Source organism: Klebsiella sp. CN_Kp097, assembly GCF_040064495.1.
Taxonomy (GTDB): domain Bacteria; phylum Pseudomonadota; class Gammaproteobacteria; order Enterobacterales; family Enterobacteriaceae; genus Klebsiella; species Klebsiella aerogenes.
Genome location: NZ_JBEAIL010000001.1, coordinates 397,684 through 420,405, shown reverse-complemented (window position 1 = coordinate 420,405; position 22,722 = coordinate 397,684). Strand labels below are relative to the sequence as shown.

23 protein-coding genes are annotated in these 22,722 nt (G+C 56.5%); 10 read left to right on the top strand and 13 right to left on the bottom strand.

Translation table 11 applies throughout. The features are described from left to right. The first annotated feature begins 220 nt into the window (after positions 1–220). From dsbG to ABLV07_RS01945, 4 genes are all read left to right on the top strand, one after another. Positions 221–973 carry a thiol:disulfide interchange protein DsbG gene (gene dsbG / locus ABLV07_RS01960; RefSeq protein WP_015704726.1) on the top strand — a complete coding sequence of 251 codons (753 nt, stop codon included), beginning with the start codon at positions 221–223 and terminating at the stop codon, positions 971–973. A gap of 193 nt (positions 974–1,166) precedes the next feature. Then, complete coding sequence (locus ABLV07_RS01955; protein ID WP_032707606.1) at positions 1,167–2,069, top strand: LysR family transcriptional regulator; 903 nt, start codon at positions 1,167–1,169, stop codon at positions 2,067–2,069. A gap of 150 nt (positions 2,070–2,219) precedes the next feature. Then, a complete protein-coding gene (locus ABLV07_RS01950) occupies positions 2,220–3,443 on the top strand; it encodes a DUF3440 domain-containing protein (protein WP_049033625.1) in 1,224 nt (407 codons plus the stop codon). Then, positions 3,428–4,054, top strand: coding sequence for a ParB/RepB/Spo0J family partition protein (locus tag ABLV07_RS01945; protein ID WP_086557183.1), 627 nt, complete (start codon positions 3,428–3,430; stop codon positions 4,052–4,054). The genes ABLV07_RS01950 and ABLV07_RS01945 overlap by 16 nt, the downstream gene beginning before the upstream one ends. Here ABLV07_RS01945 and ABLV07_RS01940 read toward each other — a convergent pair whose 3' ends face one another. Further along, complete coding sequence (locus ABLV07_RS01940) at positions 4,055–5,200, bottom strand: pyridoxal phosphate-dependent aminotransferase (protein WP_221914274.1); 1,146 nt, start codon at positions 5,198–5,200, stop codon at positions 4,055–4,057. Positions 5,201–5,384: 184 nt separating this feature from the next. Between ABLV07_RS01940 and mtnC the strand changes: the two genes are divergently transcribed. Both mtnC and ABLV07_RS01930 read left to right on the top strand, forming a co-directional pair. Continuing rightward, positions 5,385–6,074 carry an acireductone synthase gene (gene mtnC, locus ABLV07_RS01935; protein ID WP_047063577.1) on the top strand — a complete coding sequence of 230 codons (690 nt, stop codon included), beginning with the start codon at positions 5,385–5,387 and terminating at the stop codon, positions 6,072–6,074. Beyond that, the gene (locus ABLV07_RS01930; RefSeq protein ID WP_015367755.1) at positions 6,071–6,613 is read left to right on the top strand and encodes an acireductone dioxygenase; all 543 of its coding nucleotides are present in this window, start codon (positions 6,071–6,073) and stop codon (positions 6,611–6,613) included. Before mtnC ends, ABLV07_RS01930 begins: the two co-directional genes overlap by 4 nt. Positions 6,614–6,616: 3 nt before the next feature. Here the strand turns inward: ABLV07_RS01930 and ABLV07_RS01925 are convergent, their stop codons facing one another. Next, a complete protein-coding gene (locus ABLV07_RS01925; RefSeq protein WP_047063578.1) occupies positions 6,617–7,222 on the bottom strand; it encodes a methylthioribulose 1-phosphate dehydratase in 606 nt (201 codons plus the stop codon). A gap of 25 nt (positions 7,223–7,247) precedes the next feature. After that, the gene (gene mtnA / locus ABLV07_RS01920; RefSeq protein WP_047063579.1) at positions 7,248–8,273 is read right to left on the bottom strand and encodes an S-methyl-5-thioribose-1-phosphate isomerase; all 1,026 of its coding nucleotides are present in this window, start codon (positions 8,271–8,273) and stop codon (positions 7,248–7,250) included. A 104-nt stretch (positions 8,274–8,377) separates the two neighbouring features. On the opposite strand from mtnA, the gene mtnK reads away from it, so the two are divergent. Continuing rightward, on the top strand, positions 8,378–9,577 hold the full coding sequence (gene mtnK, locus ABLV07_RS01915; protein ID WP_015704719.1) for an S-methyl-5-thioribose kinase: 1,200 nt from the start codon (positions 8,378–8,380) through the stop codon (positions 9,575–9,577). Between the two features lie 8 nt (positions 9,578–9,585). On the opposite strand, the gene ABLV07_RS01910 is transcribed toward mtnK, so the two are convergent. Genes ABLV07_RS01910 through ABLV07_RS01900 form a run of 3 tightly spaced genes read right to left on the bottom strand, consistent with a single transcriptional unit; the run spans position 9,586 to position 13,168 of the window. Continuing rightward, complete coding sequence (locus ABLV07_RS01910) at positions 9,586–10,650, bottom strand: sugar ABC transporter substrate-binding protein (RefSeq protein ID WP_032714061.1); 1,065 nt, start codon at positions 10,648–10,650, stop codon at positions 9,586–9,588. Between the two features lie 20 nt (positions 10,651–10,670). Next, on the bottom strand, positions 10,671–11,669 hold the full coding sequence (locus ABLV07_RS01905; protein ID WP_015367760.1) for an ABC transporter permease: 999 nt from the start codon (positions 11,667–11,669) through the stop codon (positions 10,671–10,673). After that, positions 11,666–13,168 carry a sugar ABC transporter ATP-binding protein gene (locus ABLV07_RS01900; RefSeq protein WP_126027579.1) on the bottom strand — a complete coding sequence of 501 codons (1,503 nt, stop codon included), beginning with the start codon at positions 13,166–13,168 and terminating at the stop codon, positions 11,666–11,668. Before ABLV07_RS01900 ends, ABLV07_RS01905 begins: the two co-directional genes overlap by 4 nt. Positions 13,169–13,473: 305 nt before the next feature. On the opposite strand from ABLV07_RS01900, the gene ABLV07_RS01895 reads away from it, so the two are divergent. The 3 genes from ABLV07_RS01895 to ABLV07_RS01885 all read left to right on the top strand — a co-directional run bounded on the left by ABLV07_RS01895 (position 13,474) and on the right by ABLV07_RS01885 (position 15,082). Next, entirely contained in the window at positions 13,474–14,217 is a 744-nt protein-coding gene (locus tag ABLV07_RS01895) for a 3-oxoacyl-ACP reductase family protein (protein WP_154105325.1), read from the top strand. A gap of 183 nt (positions 14,218–14,400) precedes the next feature. After that, positions 14,401–14,703: a type II toxin-antitoxin system RelE/ParE family toxin gene (locus tag ABLV07_RS01890; RefSeq protein ID WP_102001746.1), complete on the top strand. Its 303-nt coding sequence runs from the start codon at positions 14,401–14,403 to the stop codon at positions 14,701–14,703. Beyond that, entirely contained in the window at positions 14,678–15,082 is a 405-nt protein-coding gene (locus tag ABLV07_RS01885) for a helix-turn-helix domain-containing protein (protein WP_015704715.1), read from the top strand. Before ABLV07_RS01890 ends, ABLV07_RS01885 begins: the two co-directional genes overlap by 26 nt. Here the strand turns inward: ABLV07_RS01885 and ABLV07_RS01880 are convergent. The 7 genes from ABLV07_RS01880 to entC form a co-directional block, all read right to left on the bottom strand. Then, the gene (locus ABLV07_RS01880) at positions 15,079–15,276 is read right to left on the bottom strand and encodes a YbdD/YjiX family protein (protein ID WP_002893903.1); all 198 of its coding nucleotides are present in this window, start codon (positions 15,274–15,276) and stop codon (positions 15,079–15,081) included. The two genes, ABLV07_RS01885 and ABLV07_RS01880, sit on opposite strands and share 4 nt — an antisense overlap. Before the next feature lie 79 nt (positions 15,277–15,355). Next, positions 15,356–17,461 (bottom strand): pyruvate/proton symporter CstA, encoded by a 2,106-nt coding sequence (gene cstA / locus ABLV07_RS01875; protein ID WP_032714050.1) that lies wholly within the window; start codon positions 17,459–17,461, stop codon positions 15,356–15,358. Between the two features lie 268 nt (positions 17,462–17,729). After that, positions 17,730–18,143, bottom strand: a complete 414-nt coding sequence (entH, locus tag ABLV07_RS01870; protein WP_020079368.1) for a proofreading thioesterase EntH — start codon at positions 18,141–18,143, stop codon at positions 17,730–17,732. Continuing rightward, a complete protein-coding gene (gene entA, locus ABLV07_RS01865) occupies positions 18,144–18,899 on the bottom strand; it encodes a 2,3-dihydro-2,3-dihydroxybenzoate dehydrogenase EntA (protein ID WP_015367767.1) in 756 nt (251 codons plus the stop codon). After that, entirely contained in the window at positions 18,899–19,750 is an 852-nt protein-coding gene (gene entB / locus ABLV07_RS01860; protein ID WP_015367768.1) for an enterobactin biosynthesis bifunctional isochorismatase/aryl carrier protein EntB, read from the bottom strand. Before entB ends, entA begins: the two co-directional genes overlap by 1 nt. A gap of 13 nt (positions 19,751–19,763) precedes the next feature. After that, the gene (gene entE / locus ABLV07_RS01855; RefSeq protein ID WP_032712837.1) at positions 19,764–21,371 is read right to left on the bottom strand and encodes a (2,3-dihydroxybenzoyl)adenylate synthase EntE; all 1,608 of its coding nucleotides are present in this window, start codon (positions 21,369–21,371) and stop codon (positions 19,764–19,766) included. A gap of 9 nt (positions 21,372–21,380) precedes the next feature. Then, a complete protein-coding gene (gene entC / locus ABLV07_RS01850; RefSeq protein ID WP_045361975.1) occupies positions 21,381–22,556 on the bottom strand; it encodes an isochorismate synthase EntC in 1,176 nt (391 codons plus the stop codon). Positions 22,557–22,722 lie beyond the last annotated feature (166 nt).

Below are 22,722 nucleotides of genomic sequence, written 5' to 3'. Positions count from 1 at the left end.
GGCCGCCCTCTCAGGCGGCCCCGTTACCTGAAATACCCGCAGGTAGCTTCAGCGCCAGAATGGCTGGCAATATGTTGCGCTCTACACCTTAATGTAACAGCATGAAGGATTACATCATTCGCCGAACTAAAGGGCAACCAAACGCCCGGCAGGTGTTATCTATGGCTGCGATAGGTTTCACCACCACTGCACATTAGCTTCTGATTTAAAAGGAATACTCATGTTAAAACGACTGCTTTTTCTGAGCCTGCTGCCGTTGTGTAGCTATGCCGAAGACCTCCCCGCCCCCGTAAAAGCAATAGAAAAACAGGGTATTACTATCATTAAGCCCTTTGAAGCCCCCGGCGGCGTCAAAGGCTGGCTCGGGAAGTATCAGGATATGGGCGTTGCTATTTATCTCACCCCCGACGGTAAGCACGCCATTTCCGGCTACATGTACGACGAAAAAGGCAACAATCTGAGCGAACAGCTTTTCCAGAAAGAACTCTATACCCCGGCCGGACAGGCGATGTGGAAAAAACTCGAGTCCGCTGACTGGCTACGGGAAGGTAAAAAAGAGGCGCCCATCGTCCTTTATGTGTTTGCCGACCCTTTCTGCCCCTACTGTAAACAGTTCTGGCAACAGGCGAGGCCGTGGGTTGAATCCGGTAAGGTGCAACTACGCACCTTATTGGTCGGCGTGATTAAACCAGAAAGTCCGGCCACCGCAGCGGCCATACTGGCAAGCAAAGACCCGGCGCAAACCTGGCATGATTACGAACAGTCCAACGGCAAACTGAAGCTGAACGTACCGACAGATATCCCTGCGGCCTTGATGAGGACCCTGAATATCAACCAGCAGCTGATGGATGACCTTGGCGCTAACGCCACGCCGGCTATTTACTATATGAATAAAGATAACATGTTGCAGCAGGTAGTGGGACTACCCGATAAAGAGAAACTGCAGGTGATGATGGGTGAAAAGCAGCAGTAAAAAATAACGCATTTCCGCCAGGTACTTAAGGACAAAAAAGGATCTGGCGGAAAGCGATTGGTTGGTATACATTTAGTAGGGATTAATTGTATATTTAGCTATAATAATGATATTTGATAGCATCGCCACAAATGTATAACGGTAAGAAATAATAATCCGTTCGCCTCGCTGCAACATAAACAGGACGTTAAGCATGGCCAACCTTTATGATTTAAAAAAATTCGATCTAAACCTGTTGGTTATCTTCGAGTGCATTTATCAACATCTTAGTATCAGTAAAGCGGCGGAAACGCTGTTTATTACTCCTTCCGCGGTAAGCCAGTCACTGCAGCGGTTACGTAATCAATTAAACGATCCGCTATTTGTGCGTTCCGGTAAAGGAATTACCCCGACGACCGTGGGCATGAACTTACATCATCACCTGGAAAAAAACCTCAACCAATTAGAAAAAACAATTAATATCGCCAATCATTCTGAATTAAGTAAACGATTTGTAATTTACAGCCCGCAACTTCTTATATCACCAGCAACCATGGATTTAATTAATAAATTGCACATGGACCCGAATCTACAAATCGATCATCGCGATCTGCTGCTATCCCCAGAAAGCGTTGAAGACCTGATGGCTTACCGTAAAGCCGACCTGATTTATAGTATTACGCCTCTTTCTAATCACAGTACTATTTGCCAGCCTTTTCAGGAATTAGAAATTGCACTGGTTTGTCGCGAAGGCCACCCTCGTGCAGATCATCTGAATTCATTTGAAGAGGTGTCTCGGGAAGGATTTACGCTTTACACCTCATCTGACCCGAATGTAAAGGCCTTTCAACAGCACGGGAGCGATCTCATGCCTGAAAGAAGAATTGCGTTTCGCAGCAACTCGCTAATAGCTATTTTAACGATGATCAATCAGAGCGATCTTATTGGTTTTGTCCCGAAGCACGCATTAAGTTATTTTAGCGCGTCATTTAAATTCCGCGAAATCATTTTGCCTGACCCGATCCCTCCGGTAATGGCCTATATGATTTATAATCGTTCATCATTAAACAACCCCAAATTTGCCGAATTTATTACGCAAAATACCGCAGTCAACTAATTTGCCATTACAAACATATTCACATGGTGAATATGTTTGTGTGAATTACATTGAACCCACTTAAAACATTACCATTTCATATTAACCTTACCATTAATGTGTTCTACACTACCGTGAAAGCGCATCCATCACATTAAAGGATTAATGGTAATGTCTTTGGTAAAAATTCCATTACCCGAGTCCGTTCTTCAGGCTAGCCAGCAGCGGATACAGTGGGTATTAGAAAATTTTTCACGCATTTGCATCTCTTTCTCCGGCGGAAAAGACTCCACCACCATGCTGCACCTGGCGGCGCTTTGCGCCCGGCAAATGGGAAAAAAAATCAACGTGTTGTTTATTGATTGGGAGGCGCAATTTTCCTGCACCATTCAGCATTGCGAAAATATCCGTACCGAATACCAGGATGTTATTGAGAAATTTTATTGGGTCGCCCTACCGCTCACCACGCAAAATTCACTGACTCAGTTTTCGCCGGAGTGGCAATGCTGGGAGCCGGGCGTCAACTGGGTACGCCAGCCGCCCGCTGACGCCATTACCGATCCCGGCTATTTCCCGTTTTATAGCAGCGGAATGAGCTTCGAAGAGTTCGTCCGTGATTTCGCCGACTGGTTTTCACAAAACCGTCCGGCGGCGATGATGGTGGGTATCCGGGCAGATGAATCGCTTAATCGGTTTATGACCATCTCATCTCAGCGCAAACTGCGCTTTGCCGATGATAAGCCATGGACGACATCGGCGCCGGGCGGCCATACCTGGTACATCTACCCGATTTATGACTGGAAAACCGCCGATATCTGGACGTGGTTTAGCAAAAGCGGTCATACCTATAACCCCCTTTACGATCTGATGTATCAGGCCGGGGTGCCGCTGCGCTATATGCGCATCTGCGAACCCTTTGGCCCGGAGCAGCGCCAGGGTCTCTGGCTGTATCATGTGCTGGAGCCAGAACGTTGGGCAGCCATTTGCCAGCGCGTAAACGGCGTGCACAGCGGTGGTATTTACGCAGGGTACGACAACAAATTTTATGGCCACCGCAAACTCGATAAACCCGGGCACCACAGCTGGAAGAGTTACGCCCTGTTCCTGCTGGATAGCATGCCGCGGCCAACCGCCGAGCATTATCGTAATAAAATCGCGGTCTATCTGCATTGGTATCAAAAACAGGGAATGGAGGATATCCCCGATAGCCAGGAGAGCGACATCGGCACCCGGGATATCCCTTCATGGCGGCGCGTCTGCAAAGTGTTATTAAACAATGATTACTGGTGTCGCCAGCTCTCATTTAGCCCAACTAAAGCCACCCGCTATAAAAGCTACTGCAAGCGCATAAGTAAAAAACGCCAACAATGGGGACTGCTATGCAACAACGACTAATTACCCAAATAGAAGAGTATCTGGCAGCGCTGCCGGAAGAGGAAAAAATCGACGCGCTGAATCACTTTCGCCAGGCTCTGCACCGCCATAGCCCCTTTCACAACCAGCCGGTTGACTGCGTGCTATGGGTTAAAGAGGAAGAGGTGGTTCCCAACGATTACAACCCTAATAACCTTGCGCCGCCGGAAAAGCGGCTGTTATTAACTTCGCTGGAGGCCAATGGTTTCACGCAACCGATCGTGGTGCAGAATCAACAGTCAAAACGCTATACCATCGTTGACGGTTTTCACCGCCACGAACTGGCGGGCAGCAAGCTGTCGCTGAAAAAACAGCTCAAGGGATATTTGCCGGTAACCTGTCTGTCGGCGAACAGCCCCCCGCGCGATGCCCTGATGGCCGCGACTATCCGCCACAACCGGGCGCGCGGGCGCCATCAGATCCACGCGATGTCGGAAATTGTCCGCGAGCTGGCCAATCTCGGCTGGAGCAATAGCAAAATCAGCAAAGAGCTGGGGATGGATGCCGATGAAGTGCTGCGCCTGAAGCAAATTAACGGCCTGGCCGAGATGTTCGGCGACCGTCAATTTTCTCAGGCATGGACGGTGAAATAGCTACAGGCGACGCAGCCGCTCTGCTGCCGCCTGCAGGGTCTCCGGCTGCTTGGCGAAGCACAGGCGAATCAGCTTATGCGGGAACGGATCGGCACAGAATACCGACAGCGGGATCGCCGCCACGCCGACTTCAGTGGTCAGCCAGCGACAGAAGCTGACGTCATCAAGGTCAGAGATCGCGCTATAGTCGGCCAGCAAGAAGTAGGTCCCTTCACAAGGCAAAATCTCCAGCCGGCTATCACGTAGCGCATCGATAAACAGATCCCGACGCTGCCGATAAAACGCAGGCAGTTCGCGGTAGTGCTCCGGCTGCGCGTGCAGCATATCCGCCAGCGCCAATTGAGCGGGCGTATTGACGGCAAACGTCAAATACTGGTGCACCTTACGCAGTTCGGCGCTGATGGCGGCAGGCGCCACGCAATAACCCACTTTCCAGCCGGTCATGTGAAAGGTTTTACCGAAAGAAGAGACCGCTACCGCCCGCTCGCGCAGCTGCGGATGGGCCAGCACGCTGGCATGCCCCTGCTCTGCAAAACAGATATGTTCATACACTTCGTCGCTGATAACGTAGATTTCCCGTTCAGCGATCGCCTGCCACAGCGCGGCAAAATCTTCCCGCTGCCAGACCGTGGCTGATGGATTATGCGGCGTATTAAGAATGACCAAACGGGTGCGGTCGCTTAACGTGGCGGCAAACTGCTGCCAGTCAACGCGGAAATGCGGCGGCTGCAGAGCAATACGTTTCAGCGCCCCGCCGGAAAGTTCTACCGCTGGCGCGTAGCTGTCATAGCTCGGGTCAAAGCAGATCACCTCATCGCCGGCTCTGACCAGCGCGGTGATCGCCGCATACAGCGCTTCGGTCGCCCCCGCGGTGACGGTGACATCGCTATTCGCATCCGGGCGATAGCCATACAGCTCAGCGGTTTTATCGGCAATGGCTTCGCGCAGCGCCGGTACGCCGGTCATCGGAGCGTACTGGTTAGCCCCCTGGGCGACGTGCCAGGCCAACCGTTCCTTTAGGTAACGCGGGCCATCAAAATCCGGAAAACCTTGTGATAGATTGATGGCCTGATGCTGCTGCGCCAGCGCGCTCATCTGGGTAAAAATGGTGGTGCCTAATGCAGGGAGTTTACTCTCAGGAATCAGTGGTTTATTGCTCATTCTCTTTGTTCCGATTGTAATGCTGTTGTTGAAGCCACTATAACACGATGTTAATATTTGGCAATCAAGACGCTTAGACGTCTAAATGCTAACGTTATTTCGCTTGCCGCAGGCAGGCGGCAAACCGACGCCACCGGCAGCACGGCGCACTATCCACTCTGGAGATACCATGATCCGCGCTATCGTGACCGATATTGAAGGCACCACCAGCGACATTCGCTTCGTCCATAACGTCTTATTCCCCTACGCCCGCGAGCGGCTGGCCGCTTTTGTCAGCGCGCAGCAGTATGTCGAGCCGGTCAGTACCATTCTCGACAATCTGCGTACAGAAATCGCCGCTCCCGAAGCCAGTACCGCAGCGCTTATCGAGACGCTATTCCGCTTCATGGACGAAGATCGTAAATCCACGGCGCTGAAAGCGCTGCAGGGCATTATCTGGCGCGAGGGCTATCTGAACGGCGACTTTACCGGCCATCTTTATCCCGATGTACTCCCGGCGCTGGAGAAGTGGAAGGCGATGGGCATTGATTTATATGTATATTCCTCAGGCTCGGTCGCCGCGCAGAAATTGTTATTTGGCTACAGCGACGAAGGTGATATTACTCATCTCTTCAGCGGCTATTTCGATACCCTGGTCGGCGCCAAACGCGAAGTTCAATCCTATCGCACTATCGCCGAACAACTGGGGCATAGCCCGGCGAGCATTCTGTTCCTCTCTGATATCCATCAGGAACTGGACGCCGCCGAATCTGCAGGTTTACGCACCCTGCAGCTGGTACGCGGCGACTGCGACCCGGCCAGCCATCATCCACAGGTTCAGCGTTTTGACGACATCGACCCGGAGCAACTTCCCGCATGAGCGAATTAACTATTTTTTCCGTTAACGACGCCAGCCATCCACGCTGGCACAGCAGCAACGCCGATGAAATCCAGCAGCAATTGCGCGCAAAAGGGGTACGCTTCGAGCGCTGGCAGGCCGATCGCTACCTGGGCCCGGCGCCAACCGCTGAAACCGTTATTGCGGCCTATCAGCACGCGATTGATAAACTGGTGGCTGAAAAGGGCTACCAGAGCTGGGATGTCATTAGCCTGCGGGCGGATAATCCGCAGAAAGAGGCGCTGCGGGCTAAATTCCTCAATGAGCATACCCATGGAGAAGATGAAGTGCGCTTCTTTGTCGAAGGCGCCGGGCTGTTTTGCCTGCATATCGGCGATGAAGTCTTTCAGGTGCTGTGCGAAAAGAACGATCTGATCTCCGTCCCGGCGCATACGCCGCACTGGTTCGATATGGGTTCGGAGCCGAATTTCACCGCCATTCGTATTTTTGACAATCCGGAAGGCTGGATAGCGCAGTTCACCGGCGATGCTATCGCCGATGCCTATCCGCGCTTACCCTAACCTTTATGCATAGCGGCGGCGCAGCAGCTCGCATTCGAAGAGAAATTCGAGCCCTTCCAGCTGACGCCGCGCCTCGCTAACATCCCTGCCCCAACAGGTTAAACCGTGGCCGCGGATCAAAAATCCATAACGCAAAGGATGGCTACGGGCATACGCTTCAACCCGCGCCGCCAGCGCCTCAATATCCTGATCGTTATCAAAAATCGCCACCGGTACGCTATCGAGATGGCTATGCTGCCCGCTCAGCGTTTTTTGCATTTCATAGCCCTGCAGCTGCAGGGTATCGCTGGTTTCAAGACGTGAGAGCACCGTAGCGTGCACGGTATGCACGTGCAGCACGACGTTCGCTTGCGGAAACAGACGATAAACCAGCGTATGCAAGCCGGTCTCCGCCGACGGTTTACGGCCCGACGGCGCGCGATTGCTGGTGATGTCCACCTGTAAAAAATCGTCGCTGGTCAGGCTGCCCTTATCGCGCCCCGATTCGCTCAACCAACACCAGCGCGCATCCTCGCGTACTGACATATTGCCGCCGGTCGCCGGCGCCCACCCTTTTGCGCCAATCCAGTGACAGGTGGTCACCAGTTGTGCGAGTCGCTCTTGCCACATAATCGTTCCTTATCACTGTTAACCGTTACGCCAGCGGCGCAAAAATACCGTCTGCCACCTGCTGTGGCGTGACCACGCCGCTATCCAGCACCCAACCGCTGATTAACGCGGCTGGCGTCACGTCAAAGGCCGGGTTATAAACCGGCGCGTTTTCTGGCGCCCACTGCACGGCGCCAAAGCTGCCTTTTACGCCGGTCACCTCTTGCGCCGCACGCTGTTCAATCGGGATCGCCGCGCCGTTCGGGCAGTAGCGATCGAGAGTGGTTTGCGGCGCCGCCACGTAGAAAGGAATACGATGATAGTGAGCCAGCACCGCCAGCGAATAGGTCCCAATTTTATTCGCCACGTCGCCGTTGGCGGCGATACGATCCGCGCCGACCCATACCGCATCAACCTGCCCCTGCGCCATCAGGCTGGCGGCCATTGAGTCGGTAATCAGCTGATACGGCACGCCCAGCTCACCCAGCTCCCAGGCGGTCAGGCGCCCGCCCTGCAGCAGCGGCCGCGTCTCATCGACCCAGACGTTAGCCACCTTGCCCTGTTCATGGGCCAAAGCGATAACCCCCAGCGCGGTGCCAACCCCCGCCGTCGCCAGGCCACCGGTATTACAGTGGGTCAACAAACGGCTACCCGGCGTTACCAGCGCATTGCCAGCTTCGGCAATGCTGGCGCACAGCTGTTTATCTTCCGCAATCAGGCGCAGCGCTTCGGTCTCCAGCGCCTGCGGATAGTCTTCCTGCGCCAGCGCCTGCTTCATACGATCGAGATTATTCATTAGATTGACCGCCGTCGGCCGCGCCGCGCGCAGGGTTTCCAGCGCCTGAGCAAGCTCGTCGCGGGATAAGCCGCGCTGCGCCAACAGCGCCAGCAGCAGACTGGCGGAGAGACCAATCAACGGCGCGCCGCGCACCCGCAGGGCATGAATATGGTCCACCAGCAGCGCAACGTTATCCGCCGCCAGCCAGCGTTTTTCCTGCGGCAATGCCTGTTGATCGAGAATAAAAAGCTGATTTTCGCTTACCCGCAGGCTGGTGGTCTGTAGTGTCTGCATATCGTTAAATCCCTGTTGCGTTGTTGTATCACATTGTGTCAGGATGAAATCCAGATGTATAGACGTCTGAACGGCTTAATTCAGCACTTTTGAGGATCGAGGCAATGTCGCAATACCATACCTTCACGGCCAGCGATGCGGTGGCTTACGCACAACAATTTGGCGGGCTCGACGATCCGTCTGAGCTGGTGTCGGCGCAGGAGGTAGGCGACGGCAATCTCAATCTGGTGTTCAAAATTTTCGATGCTCAGGGCGTGAGCCGGATTATTGTTAAGCAGGCGCTGCCCTACGTGCGCTGCGTCGGCGAATCCTGGCCGCTGACCCTCGACCGCGCGCGCCTCGAAGCACAGACCCTGGTCGCCCACTATCAGCACAGCCCGCAGCATACGGTACACATTCTTCATTTCGATCCCGCTCTGGCGGTGATGATAATGGAGGACCTTTCCGATCACCGTATCTGGCGCGGCGAGCTTATCGGCAACGTCTACTATCCGCAGGCGGCAGGCCAGTTGGGCGAATATCTGGCGCAGACGCTGTTCCACACCAGCGATTTCTATCTCCATCCGCATGAGAAAAAAGCGCAGGTGGCGCAATTTATCAATCCGGAAATGTGCGAGATCACCGAGGATCTGTTTTTTAACGATCCGTATCAGATCCACGAGCGCAATAACTACCCGGCGGAGCTGGAAGAAGAGGTTGCCGCCCTGCGTGAGGACGCTCAGCTTAAACTGGCGGTCGCGGCGCTGAAGCACCGCTTTTTCTCACAGGCCGAAGCCCTGCTGCACGGCGATATTCATAGCGGCTCCATCTTCGTCGCTGAAAATAGCCTTAAAGCCATCGATGCCGAATTTGGCTATTTCGGCCCTATCGGTTTTGACGTCGGCACCGCCATTGGCAATTTGTTGCTTAACTATTGTGGTCTACCTGGCCATCTCGGCATTCGCGATGCCGCCGCCGCGCGCGAACAGCGGCTCAACGATATACAGACCTTGTGGCACACCTTCAGCGAGCGTTTCCAGGCGTTAGCGACGGAGAAAACCCGCGATGCGGCGCTGGCCTGCCCCGGTTACGCCTCAGTATTCCTCAAAAAAGTATGGTGCGATGCCATTGGATTCTGCGGAACTGAACTGATACGCCGCAGCGTCGGGCTTTCACACGTCGCCGATATCGATTCGATTCCGGACACGGCCATGCGCCACGAATGCCTGCGCCATGCAATTACGCTCGGCAAAGCGCTGATCGTCATCGCCGAGCGTATCGATAGCGTGGACGAACTTATCGCCCGCGTACGTCAGTACAGCTAACCGCGTGATTATTTATGTTGGGCTTCCAGGGTGGCAAACCACGGGGCAATAAAATCTTCGGTCTGCCCCCAGCCTGGGATGATTTTCCCCAGCGACGCCACGTTGACCGCCCCCGGCTGTGCCGCCAGCAGCGCCTGCGGAATGGCCGCCGCTTTGAAATCGTAGGTAGCCGGGGTGCTTTCCCCGGCAATCTTATTGGCAATCAAGCGCACATTGGTGGCGCCGATGAGTTTCGGGTCGACCGCCACGCTAACCTTCCACGGGCTACCGGCCTCCCGCATCAGCTGTAAATCCTGATTGGAAATATCGATGCTGTAGAGTTTGATTTCGCTGCGCCCGTTTTCTTTCAGCGCCTTATAGGCTCCCTGACTAAAGGCATCCCATGTCCCCCAGATGGCGTCAATTTTACCTTTAGGATACTTAGCCAGAATCGCGCCAACTTTGTTGGCCGTGTCACCCTGCACGTCAGATGACACGGCGCCGATAGACTCCAGCTCTTTAATCCCCGGATTTTGTTTTAGCAGCGTCTGGTAGGCCGCCTGGCGGCGCTCCATTGGCGGGAAGCCTGCCACCCATAGCTTGATAATGTTGGCCTTGCCGTTGAAGTCTTTTACCAGTTGGCCAAAAGAGAGCTCGGTCAACGAGGCGTCATCCTGCTGGCTAACCGTCACGCCGGGGACGGATCCCTGCACCGCGGTATCGAACACCGCCACTTTGATCCCGGCATCGACCGCTTTTTTCACCAGCGCGGTCGAGTAGGGATCGCGCCCCTGGGAAAGAATAATACCGTCGTATTTCTGGCTAATGGCCTGATTGACGAAATCCTGGAACTTCGCGTCATCACCGTTGCTCAGGAAAGCGCTGACTTTAAAACCGAGCTTTTTACCTTCCTGAATCGCCCCGGCGACAAACTGGGTAGTGTTATCGTCAGAACCGAGATTGCGAATCACCGCGATGCGGATCGGGCCGTTATGCTCAGCGATCGCCGCCGGAACCGGCGTCGGGGTTTGCGCCAGCGCTGCCATCGACTGCAGCAGGCCCAGCGCCATAAGAGAAAGTGCTATCTTTTTCATTTTGTTTACCCTGTAAAGTGTTAGGTCCGGCGCTGAAAATAGGTCAGTGCCAGCGCGCCAGCCAGCACCAGTCCTTTAATAATGTCCATCGCGTAATAGGGCACCGACAGCATCACCAGGCCATTGGAAAGCACGCCGAGGATAACTGCTCCCACCAGCGTTCCCAGCGCATTCGGCTTGCCGGAGCCCGCCAGCGAAAAGCCGATCCACGCCGCCGCGACCGCGTCCATCAGGTAACCGCCGCCGGCGTTCACCTGGGAAGAACCAATCCTTGATGCCAGCAGAATGCCGCCCAGCCCGGCCAGCAGCGAGGCAATCACGTAGGCCGCCACTTTATAGCGCGTGATCCGCAGGCCGGAGAGCCGCGCCGCCTCCGGATTACCGCCGATGGCGTACATCCGCCGCCCGTGGGTGGTGAACGACAGCGCCAGCTGCGCGATTAGCGTTACCACCAGCATGATAATGACGATGGTCGGTACCTGCCCCAGCGCGCCAAACGCCGCCGGAATCGTGCCTTCAGCCATATCGCCGCTCGGCAACACCATATTTTCGGTGATCGAGCCGCCGTAGCTGTAGGTCATCGCTACGCCCTGAATCACAAACAGGCTGGCAAGCGTGGCGAGCATGTCAGGAATGCGCAGCACCACGATCAGAAACGCGTTGAATAACCCCACCAGCGTACAGAGCGCGAGGGTAATCAGAATGGCTTCAGTGGTGTTCAGGCCGTGCCAGACAAACAACGAAATCACTAACGCATTCGCCAGCGACGCCGTCGACCCCACCGACAGATCGAAACCGCCGATAGTGAGCGAAATCGACACCCCAATGGCAATCACCGTCACGATAGCGATGGAGCGCAGAATGTTGATGATGTTAAAGGGATCAAGAAAGTTATCTGAGGCTAAACCAAAGACGCCAACCAGCAGCACCACGGTCAGCAACATGCCCCATTTATAGAGAAAATCGAAAAACCGCTGACGGCCCGATACCGTCGCGTTGACTGCCAGGGCCTTGCTCACGCTGCCGCTCCTCCGGTGGAGTAATAAAGAATCGTCTCTTCCCGCGCTTCGGCGCCGGGAATTTCCGCCACAATGCGCCCATCCCATAACACGCAGATGCGATCGCACAGGCCCACCAGCTCGGAAAATTCGCCGGAGGCGTAAATCACGCCCCGGCCCTCCCGCGCCAGGCCATCAATTAACTGAAACAGATCGGTTTTCGCTTTCACGTCCACCCCTTTCGTCGGCTCGTCGAAAATCAGCACGTTTGCACTGCCGCGCAGCCATTTGCCGATGGCCACTTTTTGCTGATTACCGCCGGAGAGACGGCGCAGTGACTGCCCCGGTCCGGTGGCGCGCACGCCGATACGGGCAATTACCTCCTGCGCCCACCGCCACGCCTGCCGATGGCCGAACAGGCTCCAGCGCGAAAAGCTGTTATCGGCGCTGACCGCCAGATTCATGGCGATCGCCTCATCGATGAATATCCCCTCTTTGCGCCGCTCTTCCGGCACCAGCGCCAGCCCCTGGAGGACGGAATCGGCCGGATCGCGCGGCCGCCACGGCTGGCCGTTAAGTTCGCCGTGGCGCAGGCGGCTTTTACTGGCGCCGAATAAGGCTTTGCAGAGTTCAGTTTTCCCCGCGCCCGCCAAGCCGGCGATACCGAGAATTTCCCCCTTATGCAGGCGTAGCGAGATATCCTGCAACAGCGCTTCGTCATGCAAACCGTCAACCTGCAACAGCACCTCTTCGCCATGCGGCGGACGCGCAGGCGGGAAAATATCGCTCAACTCGTGGCCAAGCATTTTTTCGACGATCTGTTCGCCGCTGAGTTCGGCCATCGGGCCGCTTTCGATTAAACGACCATCGCGCAGCACCGTCAGGGTGTCGCAAATCGCTTTCAGCTCATGGATACGATGCGAAATAAAGACCACGCCGATCCCCTGCTGCTGCAGACGACGAACCACCGCAAATAAGCGTTCGCTTTCGTGCTGATCCAACGGCGCGGTGGGTTCATCAAGAATCAAAAAACGGCAGTGGTGCGACAGTGCGCGAGCCAGCAGAATTTGCTGCTTTTCGGCAAGGGTACAGCTATCGATTGAACGTCGAACGTCCAGCGCAATATCAAGCTGCGCCAGCGCTTCGCGCGCCTGCTGACGCACCCGCGACCAGCGAAAAACCGCACCCGGTTCAGCCAGCCTGTCCAGCATGATGTTTTCCGCAATGCTCAGCCCCGGAACCAGCGCAACATCCACCTCCTGCTGTACCAGATGAATCCCCAGTTGCTTTGCATCGCGCGGCGAACGAATGCTAACCGGCTGGTTATTGATCACCACTTCACCTTCGTAATCGGCATGCGTCCCGCACAACACCGCCATCAGCGTCGATTTGCCTGCGCCGTTGGCGCCGGTCAGCGCATGCACCGTTCCGCCCTTAAGGGTAAACGCCACCTTGCTCAGCGCCTGAAAGCCGGAAAAGGCCAGGCTAATGTTATGCATCTCAAGGCGATTCACGCTCATCACCCTCCCCAGGCAATTAATATTCTGATTTAACGAATTTTTCACAGCCGCCGATGCCTGACAACTGCGTAAAAAGCATAAGCTAAAACCAAATAATATTAGCCATCTGGATGTCCAGGCATAACATCAGGTTAACCCAACCCCCATAAGGAGCGCTTCCCGCCCTGGCAGCGCTTTAGCCTGCCGGCGACGTTACCCCTGACGCTTTGCGCGCGACGTTTGAGAAGGTGGAATACTTCAGCCGTTAATCACCCAGACCATCTATACCTAATGATGATTCTCACCACTCTCGTAACGAGGTCATCATGCAGATCGATTTAACAGGTAAGAAGGCGCTGGTTACCGGCGCCAGCCGTGGGTTGGGTCGCGCTATTGCGCTGTCGCTGGCGCGCGCCGGCGCCGATGTGGTTATTACGTATGAAAAATCGGCCGATAAAGCCCAGGCAGTCGCCGATGAAATTAAGGCGCTGGGTCGGTACAGCGAAGCGGTGCAGGCAGACAGCGCCAGCGCGCAGGCCATTCAGGATGCCGTCACCCATGCAGCCCGGGCCCTCGGCGGGCTGGACATTCTGGTCAACAACGCTGGCATCGCCCGCGGCGGTCCACTGGAATCCATGACGCTGGCGGACATTGACGACCTTATCAACGTCAATATTCGTGGGGTGGTCATCGCTATCCAGGAAGCGCTGGTGCATATGTCCGATGGCGGACGGATCATCAACATCGGCAGCTGTCTGGCCAACCGCGTAGCCATGCCGGGCATCGCGGTTTACGCCATGACCAAGTCCGCCCTCAACTCCCTGACCCGTGGCCTGGCGCGTGATTTAGGCCCTCGCGGGATCACCGTTAACCTTGTCCATCCAGGGCCGACCAACAGCGATATGAACCCGGAGAATGGGGAACAGGCGGAAGCCCAGCGCCAGATGATTGCGGTCGGTCACTACGGCCAGCCGCAAGACATCGCCGCGGCGGTCACCTTCCTGGCCAGCCCGGCCGCCGGGCAGATCTCCGGTACGGGGCTCGACGTGGATGGCGGCCTGAACGCCTGATCGCATGTTTTCTGCAAGCCTCTGTCGCCCGGCAGAGGCCTTCCCGCGCCGCCTCGACGGGTTACGCTTTGCCTCTTACCTGCGTTTTTTCTCCGCTCTACTGTACTCCATAAGAAATTCGGAATTTATCTAATAGTCTTATTATTTCCTTATGTTTTGTGTGGGCGTACAGTGGAGGTACGGATGAAGATTGTCTGGTCAAAAACGGCAAATAAGCAATTTTCTAAAATCGATAATCGGTATAAGAACCGCATTAAATCCAGGCTGGAGAAGATGAATGATAAAGCTTCACCTATCTCGGATATCAAAAAATTGTCCTTTCCCGAAAACCACTACAGGCTGCGATTAGGTGATTACAGAGTCATCTACACCTTTGGGGATCCGCCGGACGATACCTGCTACGTAGTGGCGGTTAAACGCCGAACCACCACCACCTACATTCATGAGGAACATACCGAATATGACTATTCAGTACATCAAGGATGAAGAAGGAAAAGACCAGTATGTCGTCATTCCTTACAGCGATTACTTTCGTATGCGCCTGGCTCTGCTGGAGTACGACGACGAGGATGAAAACAATTGGGAAGATATTTCTTATGAATCAGATATCTATGATAACGTAATGCTGCCAGGGGATGTCTGCGACGTGATGCATAAAGAAAACGTCAGCCTGCAGGCCGCGTGGCGTATCCTGCGCGGACTCTCACAGCGGGAGGTCGCGGCTAAACTCGGCATCAGCCAGTCCGCGGTGTCACAGCTGGAAGCGCTGGACTCCCGTCCGCAGAAGCGGACCCGCGAAAAACTGGCGGCGATTTACGGCTGTACCCAGGAGCAAATCAGCCTCTACTTACCAAAAGAAGGCTAGCAGCACTTCGCCCCGCCCTTGCCGCCGTAGCGCGCGTCCTGGCGTTCGCGAAAGAACTCTTCATAGGTCATCGGCGTCTGATCCGGGTGGGTTATTCGCATATGCTCGACGTAGTTATCGTAATCCGGCACGCCGATCATCATCTTCGCCGCCTGGCCTAAATATTTTCCTGCTTTTGAAAGGGTGTCGAACATAATGAGTTTCTCGCTTATTTCCCTCACCCCAGCCCTCTCCCACAGGGAGAGGGAGGAGAAGAAAGGTAGGCCAAACAGGTTAATGCGCGCGTTTTGCCTGCGCCGTTAAGCCCTGCGCATCCGCGGGCATCGCTTCATACGGCGTCTCTTTCGCCGTCGGTTTATCCTCTTTCAGCGCCGCCAGCGCGGTTTTAATCGAGAACAGCGCCAGAACCACCACCACAATCATAAAGAAGATAGTCAGCCCGGCATCAAGACGGTTATTAAACACCAGCTGCGCCAGCTGCGATTCCGTATACTGCGGCGGAATGGCGCCGCTGTCGATCATCGCCTGGAATTTATTGGCGATGGCCAGGAAACCGACTTTGGTATCCGGGCTAAACGACTTCTGCCAGCCAGCGGTCAACGTACAAATCAGCAGCCAGCTTGTCGGCAGCAGCGCCACCCACGCATAGCGCTGGCGTTTCATCTTGAACAGTACCACCGCGCACAGCATCAGCGCCATCCCCGCCAGCATCTGGTTGGCAATACCGAACAGCGGCCACAGGGTATTGATGCCGCCCAGCGGATCGACCACCCCCTGATGCAGGAAGTAGCCCCACGCCAGGACGCACAGCGCGGTCGCCAGCAGGTTAGCCGGCAGCGAGCTGGTTTTTTTCAACCCGGGGCTAATCACGCCCAGCAGATCCTGCAGCATGAATCGCGCCGCGCGGGTGCCCGCATCAACCGCCGTCAGGATAAACAGCGCCTCAAACAGAATGGCGAAGTGGTACCAGAAAGAGACATCCATTAGTCCGCCCAGCGAGCCGTGCAGAATGTAAGCCATCCCCACCGCCAGCGTCGGCGCGCCGCCGGCGCGTGAAATAATCGACTGTTCGCCGACCTCGCTGGCAATCTGGCGCAGCGTATCCGGGGTTATGCTAAAGCCCCAGCCGCTCACTACCTGCGCCGCCGAGGCCACGACATCGGTGGTTCCTGCCGGCGCCAGCACCGCCATCGGGCTGTTCATCGCGAAGTAGACGCCCGGATCGATAATACAGGCCGCCACCAGCGCCATAATGGCGACGAAGGATTCCATCAACATGCCGCCGTAGCCGATAAAGCAGGCCTGCCCTTCGTTGGCCAACATTTTCGGCGTGGTGCCGGAGGAGATCAGCGCATGGAAGCCGGAAACCGCGCCGCAGGCGATGGTGATAAACAGGAACGGGAACAGGTTGCCGGTCCATACCGGGCCGGTGCCGTCAACGAACTTCGTTAGCGCCGGCATGGTCAGCGTCGGGCGCATAATCAGGATGCCAATCGCCAGACCAACGATGGTGCCGATTTTCAGGAACGTGGAGAGATAGTCGCGCGGCGCCAGCAACAGCCAGACTGGCAGTACCGCAGCCACAAAGCCGTAACCCACCAGAATCCACGTCAGCTGTACGCCGGTGTAATCAAACCACGGCGCCCAGGTCGGGCTTTCCGCCACCCAGCCGCCGGAAATGATCGCGAACACCAGCATCACCAGGCCTATCACCGACACCTCGCCGATGCGCCCCGGGCGCAGATAGCGAATATAGATGCCCATAAAAATCGCCAGCGGGATGGTAAAGGCGACGGTGTATGTCCCCCACGGACTGTGGGTCAATGCTTTCACCACGATCATCGCCAGTACCGCGAGGATGATCACCATGATCATAAAACAGGCCACCAGCGCCAGTACGCCAGCGGTCGGCCCCATCTCCTCTTTAACCAGTTCGCCAAGCGAACGGCCATCGCGACGGGTCGAAACAAACAGCACCATAAAGTCCTGCACGGCGCCGGCCAGCACCACGCCGGCGAGGATCCAGATCATCCCCGGCAGGTAGCCCATCTGCGCGGCAAGCACCGGGCCAACCAGCGGCCCTGCGCCGGCAATCGCCGCAAAATGGTGACCGAACAGCACTTTTTTGTCAGTCGGAACATAGTCGAGGCCGTCGTTATGTCGTACCGCCGGCGTCATCCGCGTTGGGTCAACGCCGAGGACGGTTTTGGCGATATACAGGCCGTAGAAACGATATGCGATCAGATAAACGCAGACCGCCGCGACGACAATCCACAGCGCATTTATCTGCTCACCCCGGTTTAAGGCGATATAGCCGAGGGCAAAGGCTCCGATCACGGAGAGCAGTGTCCAGATAAGGTATTTCCCTGAATTATTCATTGTTGTGGTCCACCGGTAGGGTAATCAGGATGTTACAGTTTGTTTCTAGAACACAACGCAGAGTTTAACAACTTCGAAACAGCGCAGATGCCATACCGCGGCGGAGATTTGTCTCACATTGCTAGCGAGATCACTTAAGACAGGAAAATAAATGAAAGGATTACCGTGAACAGTGCCGTTTTTTTGTCGGGTGGCGGCTAACGCCTTACCCGACCTACAGATCCGTAGCCCGGCTCAGCGCAGCGCAAGCCGGGGAAATAGCAGCGTCTTAGCCAAGCACCGCGGTTCCCAGACGACAGGTGCAGCAGCGCCGCCCTTTTTCGTCATACACCACAATTTCCCAGCTCTGACTCTGGCGGCCAAGATGCAGCGGTCGGCATTCGCCGCGCACTTTACCGCTGGAGACCGGACGATGGTGGGTAGCGTTAAGCTCGGTGCCCACCACACATTGCCCATCCTCGGTCATCAGCCAACCGGCCATCGAGCCCAGCGTCTCCGCCAGCGCCGCGGAAGCGCCGCCGTGCAGCAGACCAAACGGCTGATGCGTGCGCGCATCCACCGGCATCTCCGCCTCCAGCAGCGCCTCCTCCAGCCGGGTGTAGACAATACCCAGATGCGCCACCATGGTGTTTTCGCTACTGGCGTTCAGCGCCGCAAGCGTGAGCTCTCGTTTCCAGGCCATCTACGCCCCCAGCGTCGAGCCGCCATCGACCACAATATCCTGCAGCGTAATATGGCTGGCGTGAGAAGAGGCGAGGAACAAAATGGTATTGGCGATCTCCTGCGGTCGGGCGATTTTGCCCAGCGGGATGCCAAGCTTAAACTGCTCGCCAAATCCGCGGATCCGCTGCTGTTCAGCATCTTCATTGACCCACAGGGTACGTTGCATATCGGTGTCGGTGGAGCCCGGCGATACCAGGTTGCAGCGCACGCCGCTACCTGCCAGCTCAAGCCCGACGGTCAATGCCAGGCTTTTCAGCGCCGCTTTCGAGGCGCCATAGGCGCTCATGCCGATACGCGGCGTATGCGCGGCATCGGAGGCGACGGTGACGATCGCCCCGCCCCGCTGACGGCGGAACTGCGCCATCGTCTGCTGAAACAGATTAAACGCGCCGCCGACGTTCACAGCGAAAGTCTGCTGCCAGTCCTCCGCGCTCAATTGATCGGTCGCCCCCATGCGCAGGATCCCGGCGGCATTCACCAGCACGTCCAGTCGTTCGATATCGTTGAGCAGACGCGCGCAAACGTCGCGTACCTGGTCGGCATCGGCGACGTCGAGCATTTCGGTGGCAAACGGATAACCTTCGCCGTCAAAGGCAAGGTCGAAACCGGTGACGTTGGCCCCGGCCTCGACGAAAGCCAACGCGGTGGCATAGCCAATGCCTTTACCTGCGCCAGTCACCCACACGGTCTGGCCGTGAAAATCGAGCGCCGCCATTATTTCACCTCGCGGGAGAGCAGCGCCCACCAGGCGTCGATGGTCGGGTTTTTCGCCAGCATCACGAAGTCGATATCGCCGTGTACTTTGCGCCAGCGGGCGGCCAGCGCCATCATACGCACCGAATCCAGACCGTAGTCGATCAGGTTTTCATCATCCAGCGGTTCGTCGGATTCGTCGAGCAGCGGCAGAATTAGTGCGCGCAGCGCCGCTTTGGAGGCCGGCAGCGGCAACAATTCTTCGGTCATCACCACGCGTCCAGAACGGCCGGCGACGTATTTCAGCGCCATCAAATGCTCTTCGCGGCTGAAATCTGCCAGCGCGTCGGCGACAAAGAACGGTTTGATATCGCGCATAAAAGCGTCGGTGGCGGTGGTCATGCAGCCGATATGGGCGTAAACGCCGGTGATGATCAGCTGGTCGCGGCCGGTCTCTTTCAGCATCTCTTCAAGCGGTGAGCGATGAAACGCGCTGTAGCGCCATTTCACCAGCACCGTATCCTGTTCATCCGGCGCCAGCGCGGCAATCACCTGCTGCTGCTCCGGCGATCGGGTCAACCCCGGCCCCCACATATCATTCAACAGGGCGCGGTCTTCATCGCTCTGCTCTTTCGGCTGGGCGGTGTAGTACACCGGAATGCCGTTTTGTTTGCAGAAGTCGCGCAGGGCGGCGATATTGGCCACCACTTTTTCCATCATCGCGCTGTTTTCGCCCCAGAAGTTGAGGAAATACTCCTGCATATCGTGGATCAGCAGCGCGGCGCGCGACGGCTCAAAGGCCCAGTTAACTTTGTTGGCCGGAATATCGCTGGCTTCCGGCAGCGCGTAAGCCTGTAATTTAGGGATTGCCATTATTTCTTCTCCTTCAGCCCAGCTTGCCTTCGGCCAGCCACTGACGTAATTGTTTTTTATCGACTTTGCCCACCGGCGTCAGCGGCAGCGCGGCAACGCACTCCACGCGATCCGGCAATTTAAATTCGGCCACGCCCTGCTCGCGCAGAAAGCGGCGCACCGCGACGGCGCGCAGCGGTGATGTCACCACCAGATAAGCGCAGCTCTTCTCGCCCAGCAGATTGTCTTCAATGCTAACCAGCGCGGCGTGGATCACCGCCACATGGCGCAGCAGCAGGTTTTCTATCTCTTCAGCGGCGATCTTCTCGCCGCCGCGGTTGATCTGATCTTTTTCCCGCCCCTGGACGGTGATATAGCCATCTTCATCGATCGAAATCAGATCGCCGGAGCAGTAAAATCCATCGGCATCAAAGGCTTCAGCGTTATGTTGCGGACTGTTGTAATAGCCGCGGAAGGTATAAGGGCCACGGGTCATCAGACGGCCCACTTCGCCGCGCGGCAGTGGGTTACCGTCGGCATCCGCCACCCACACTTCGTCGTCAGGGCACATCGGGCAACCCTGGGTGTTGATAATCCGCTGAGGGCTATCGTTGAGGCGGGTGTAGTTAACCAGCCCTTCCGCCATGCCGAACACCTGCTGCAGCTGGCAGCCGATTTCCGCCGGGATACGCGCGGCGAGCGTCGCGGACAGGCGCGCTCCGCCAACCTGCAGCAGCTGCAGCGATTGCAGTTGCGCGTTGCTGCCCCATTCATGAATAGCCTGCAGCCACAGGCTGACCGCCGGCGGCACCAGCGACGCGACGTTAATCTGATGTTTTTCGATCAGCGGGAAACACAACGTGGCGCTCGGGTCAGCGGCGAGGATCACCCGGCCGCCGGCGAGAAAGACGCCCAGCGATCCCGGCGAGCTCATCGCATAGTTGTGCGCCGCCGGCAGCGCGTTGAGATAGCGCGTGTCGGCGTTAATACCGCAGATCTCGTTGCTGCGCCGGATACTGTAGTCGTAATCGTTATGGGTTCGCGGAATAAGCTTCGGCGTCCCGGTGCTGCCGCCGGAGAGCTGGAAAAAGGCCACTTCGTCAGCCGGCGTCGGATTGGCGACAAAGTTATCCGCCGTACGGTTAATTTCCGTTGCCAGGTCGCGCTCGCCGCCATCGTTACGCAGCAGCGCGACGCGCAGCGAAGGATGCTCAGCGATAAAACCATTAAGGAAACTATCGTCAGCAAACAGCGCGTGCTCGCGATCGGCAATCAGCAGCACCGGTTTAATCTGCGCGGCATAGGCGTTGAGTTCGCTGCGCTGGTGGCTAAACAAAGCGTTAACCGGTGCGACGCCGATGCGCAGCAGCGCAAAGAAGGTAATGTAGAACTCGGCGACGTTGCCAAGCTGCACCAGCGCGGTTTCTCCACGCTTGAGTCCCTGATGCTGCAGGGAGGACGCGAGGTTATCCACCAGCTGGTTAAACTGGCGGTAGCTAATCTGCCGCTCGCCGTCGATAATCGCCACGGCGTCATTGTCCGCATGACGAGTAATCAGATTGGTTAACGGCAGATCCTGCCAGTAGCCTTTTTGACGATAGCGGGCCGCAAACTCTTCCGGCCAACGGGTAAATGCAATCATCCTTGCCTCTTAATTCAAGCCAAATACGTTGAGCATGGTGGTGAGTTTGACGCCGGTTTCACGCCATTCGCCCAGCGGCGAAGAGGCCGGGACGATACCCGCGCCGGCAAACAGGCGTAGCGAGCGTTGATGTAAGCGCGCGCAGCGGATGGTCACCACCCATTCGCCGTTGCCTTCGTCATCACACCAGCCGACAATGCCGCCAAACAGTTGGCGATCGAAGGGTTCGAGCTCGGCAATCAGCCGCTTCGCCACCTGGTGCGGGAAGCCGCTCAGCGCCGGGGTCGGGTGCAGCAGGCAGGCCAACGACATGGCGTTTTCTTCCGCCAGCGCCGTACCTTCGATCGGCGTCGCCAGATGCCAGAGCGTCGGGGTGGTAATCAGCTGCGGCGATTCCGGTAGCGACAATTGGCTACTGCGCGGGCCCAGCACGCTCTTCATCGCCTGCGTCACCAACTCGTGCTCATGGCGATCTTTGCCTGACGCCAGTAGCTTGTTACCCGCTTCCCGGTCCAGCACATCGTCAGGCTGGCGGCGGGCGGAGCCGGCCAGCGGCAGCGAACTGAAGTGCAGTCCTTCTTTACGCAGTAGCAGTTCCGGGCTGGCGCCCAACAATACCCCGCCATCAGATAGCGGGACATGGAAATTAAAGCTCGCCGGGTTCTGGGCGATCAGCCGTTCCAGCAGCGCGCCGCTATCAACCCGGTCGCGGGTCGTAATATCAATCAGCCTTGATAGCACCACTTTGTCGACTTCCGGAGTCGCCGTTAGCGCGGCGGCGCGTTCCACCATCGCCAAAAACTCGTCCTGTTCCGGGATCTCCTGACGATCGACAACATCCATCGCCTTGAGCGGCGCCGCATAACGCGCGGACTGCTGTTTGTCGGTACGGGAGAAGGTTTCCCAGCGTTCGGGAATATAGAGCTCGGAAGGCTGATTGGTGTCGAACGGGATCGCCCCGACCATGACCGGCTTGCGGATCCCCGCCGCGCGGGCCTCGGCAAATGCGGCCGCCATTTTCTGCTGGAACTCGCCGTTCAGTGAATCACCGCCGACGGCAGGTTGGGAAAAACGGCTAAAACAGCCGGTGGTGCTGAAGCTGCGGTACGGCGACATAAAGAAGAAGCTTTGCGGCGACAGGGTCTGCGTTTTTTCCTGTACATCCTCAGCCAGTGACGTTTCCATATCATCCTCCAAAAACGATAAAGATATTAAGAATAATTATCATTTATATTTTTGTTGGCTAACCTAAAAGGTATTGCGCTCCTTGTCAACCGCACAAACAGCAGGTTATGCGACTTACACTTGCATCCGGACAATACAATGTTGAAAATGAGACGTATTTACTACA

Excerpts from the sequence above, each read along its gene's own strand:
- dsbG (WP_015704726.1), top strand. The coding sequence starts at position 221 with ATGTTAAAACGACTGCTTTTTCTGAGCCTGCTGCCGTTGTGTAGCTAT.
- ABLV07_RS01955 (WP_032707606.1), top strand. The coding sequence starts at position 1,167 with ATGGCCAACCTTTATGATTTAAAAAAATTCGATCTAAACCTGTTGGTT.
- ABLV07_RS01950 (WP_049033625.1), top strand. The coding sequence starts at position 2,220 with ATGTCTTTGGTAAAAATTCCATTACCCGAGTCCGTTCTTCAGGCTAGC.
- ABLV07_RS01945 (WP_086557183.1), top strand. The coding sequence starts at position 3,428 with ATGCAACAACGACTAATTACCCAAATAGAAGAGTATCTGGCAGCGCTG.
- mtnC (WP_047063577.1), top strand. The coding sequence starts at position 5,385 with ATGATCCGCGCTATCGTGACCGATATTGAAGGCACCACCAGCGACATT.
- ABLV07_RS01930 (WP_015367755.1), top strand. The coding sequence starts at position 6,071 with ATGAGCGAATTAACTATTTTTTCCGTTAACGACGCCAGCCATCCACGC.
- ABLV07_RS01925 (WP_047063578.1), bottom strand. The coding sequence starts at position 7,222 with ATGTGGCAAGAGCGACTCGCACAACTGGTGACCACCTGTCACTGGATT.
- mtnA (WP_047063579.1), bottom strand. The coding sequence starts at position 8,273 with ATGCAGACACTACAGACCACCAGCCTGCGGGTAAGCGAAAATCAGCTT.
- mtnK (WP_015704719.1), top strand. The coding sequence starts at position 8,378 with ATGTCGCAATACCATACCTTCACGGCCAGCGATGCGGTGGCTTACGCA.
- ABLV07_RS01910 (WP_032714061.1), bottom strand. The coding sequence starts at position 10,650 with ATGAAAAAGATAGCACTTTCTCTTATGGCGCTGGGCCTGCTGCAGTCG.
- ABLV07_RS01900 (WP_126027579.1), bottom strand. The coding sequence starts at position 13,168 with ATGAGCGTGAATCGCCTTGAGATGCATAACATTAGCCTGGCCTTTTCC.
- ABLV07_RS01895 (WP_154105325.1), top strand. The coding sequence starts at position 13,474 with ATGCAGATCGATTTAACAGGTAAGAAGGCGCTGGTTACCGGCGCCAGC.
- ABLV07_RS01890 (WP_102001746.1), top strand. The coding sequence starts at position 14,401 with ATGAAGATTGTCTGGTCAAAAACGGCAAATAAGCAATTTTCTAAAATC.
- ABLV07_RS01885 (WP_015704715.1), top strand. The coding sequence starts at position 14,678 with ATGACTATTCAGTACATCAAGGATGAAGAAGGAAAAGACCAGTATGTC.
- ABLV07_RS01880 (WP_002893903.1), bottom strand. The coding sequence starts at position 15,276 with ATGTTCGACACCCTTTCAAAAGCAGGAAAATATTTAGGCCAGGCGGCG.
- cstA (WP_032714050.1), bottom strand. The coding sequence starts at position 17,461 with ATGAATAATTCAGGGAAATACCTTATCTGGACACTGCTCTCCGTGATC.
- entH (WP_020079368.1), bottom strand. The coding sequence starts at position 18,143 with ATGGCCTGGAAACGAGAGCTCACGCTTGCGGCGCTGAACGCCAGTAGC.
- entA (WP_015367767.1), bottom strand. The coding sequence starts at position 18,899 with ATGGCGGCGCTCGATTTTCACGGCCAGACCGTGTGGGTGACTGGCGCA.
- entB (WP_015367768.1), bottom strand. The coding sequence starts at position 19,750 with ATGGCAATCCCTAAATTACAGGCTTACGCGCTGCCGGAAGCCAGCGAT.
- entE (WP_032712837.1), bottom strand. The coding sequence starts at position 21,371 with ATGATTGCATTTACCCGTTGGCCGGAAGAGTTTGCGGCCCGCTATCGT.
- entC (WP_045361975.1), bottom strand. The coding sequence starts at position 22,556 with ATGGAAACGTCACTGGCTGAGGATGTACAGGAAAAAACGCAGACCCTG.